We start from the raw sequence: 1,933 nt of genomic DNA, 5'->3' as shown, positions 1-1,933 counted from the left end.
ATTTTCATTGATTGAATGGTAGAAATTTCTCGAAGTTTATTTGAGCGAATTTTTAGTCAGAAAATTGATGAGCCAGAATTAGCACCTTGTCTTAACTAAGGTGCAAAATGATTTTAACTGAAGAGTTTGATCATGGCTCAGATTGAACGCTGGCGGCAGGCTTAACACATGCAAGTCGAGCGGAGATGAGGTGCTTGCACCTTATCTTAGCGGCGGACGGGTGAGTAATGCTTAGGAATCTGCCTATTAGTGGGGGACAACATTCCGAAAGGAATGCTAATACCGCATACGTCCTACGGGAGAAAGCAGGGGATCTTCGGACCTTGCGCTAATAGATGAGCCTAAGTCGGATTAGCTAGTTGGTGGGGTAAAGGCCTACCAAGGCGACGATCTGTAGCGGGTCTGAGAGGATGATCCGCCACACTGGGACTGAGACACGGCCCAGACTCCTACGGGAGGCAGCAGTGGGGAATATTGGACAATGGGGGGAACCCTGATCCAGCCATGCCGCGTGTGTGAAGAAGGCCTTATGGTTGTAAAGCACTTTAAGCGAGGAGGAGGCTACTGAGACTAATACTCTTGGATAGTGGACGTTACTCGCAGAATAAGCACCGGCTAACTCTGTGCCAGCAGCCGCGGTAATACAGAGGGTGCGAGCGTTAATCGGATTTACTGGGCGTAAAGCGTGCGTAGGCGGCTTTTTAAGTCGGATGTGAAATCCCCGAGCTTAACTTGGGAATTGCATTCGATACTGGGAAGCTAGAGTATGGGAGAGGATGGTAGAATTCCAGGTGTAGCGGTGAAATGCGTAGAGATCTGGAGGAATACCGATGGCGAAGGCAGCCATCTGGCCTAATACTGACGCTGAGGTACGAAAGCATGGGGAGCAAACAGGATTAGATACCCTGGTAGTCCATGCCGTAAACGATGTCTACTAGCCGTTGGGGCCTTTGAGGCTTTAGTGGCGCAGCTAACGCGATAAGTAGACCGCCTGGGGAGTACGGTCGCAAGACTAAAACTCAAATGAATTGACGGGGGCCCGCACAAGCGGTGGAGCATGTGGTTTAATTCGATGCAACGCGAAGAACCTTACCTGGCCTTGACATACTAGAAACTTTCCAGAGATGGATTGGTGCCTTCGGGAATCTAGATACAGGTGCTGCATGGCTGTCGTCAGCTCGTGTCGTGAGATGTTGGGTTAAGTCCCGCAACGAGCGCAACCCTTTTCCTTACTTGCCAGCATTTCGGATGGGAACTTTAAGGATACTGCCAGTGACAAACTGGAGGAAGGCGGGGACGACGTCAAGTCATCATGGCCCTTACGGCCAGGGCTACACACGTGCTACAATGGTCGGTACAAAGGGTTGCTACACAGCGATGTGATGCTAATCTCAAAAAGCCGATCGTAGTCCGGATTGGAGTCTGCAACTCGACTCCATGAAGTCGGAATCGCTAGTAATCGCGGATCAGAATGCCGCGGTGAATACGTTCCCGGGCCTTGTACACACCGCCCGTCACACCATGGGAGTTTGTTGCACCAGAAGTAGGTAGTCTAACCGCAAGGAGGACGCTTACCACGGTGTGGCCGATGACTGGGGTGAAGTCGTAACAAGGTAGCCGTAGGGGAACCTGCGGCTGGATCACCTCCTTAACGAAAGATTGGTGACTGGTAAGAATCCACAACAAGTTGTTCTTCGAAGATGTATCTGAGGGTCTGTAGCTCAGTTGGTTAGAGCACACGCTTGATAAGCGTGGGGTCACAAGTTCAAGTCTTGTCAGACCCACCACTACTGACGAAGTGATAAATAATCACAAGCTGCTAGATAAAAAGATATGTCGTTCATTATGATTAAAGCTGGGGACTTAGCTTAGTTGGTAGAGCGCCTGCTTTGCACGCAGGAGGTCAGGAGTTCGACTCTCCTAGTCTCCACCA

At 50.4% G+C, this 1,933-nt stretch carries 2 tRNA genes and 1 rRNA gene; all 3 read left to right on the top strand.

Features of this window, described 5'->3' with window-relative positions:
- The first annotated feature begins 114 nt into the window (after nucleotides 1–114).
- The 3 genes from IRT38_RS17340 to IRT38_RS17330 all read left to right on the top strand — a co-directional run bounded on the left by IRT38_RS17340 (nucleotide 115) and on the right by IRT38_RS17330 (nucleotide 1,933).
- A 16S ribosomal RNA gene (locus tag IRT38_RS17340) occupies nucleotides 115–1,651 on the top strand.
- Nucleotides 1,652–1,710: 59 nt separating this feature from the next.
- A tRNA-Ile gene (locus IRT38_RS17335) sits at nucleotides 1,711–1,787 on the top strand.
- Between the two features lie 70 nt (nucleotides 1,788–1,857).
- Nucleotides 1,858–1,933 (top strand) — tRNA-Ala (locus tag IRT38_RS17330).

Source organism: Acinetobacter sp. SK-43 (genome assembly GCF_015351505.1).
Taxonomy (GTDB): Bacteria; Pseudomonadota; Gammaproteobacteria; order Pseudomonadales; family Moraxellaceae; genus Acinetobacter; species Acinetobacter junii.
This window is presented reverse-complemented; position numbering and strand designations above follow the sequence as displayed.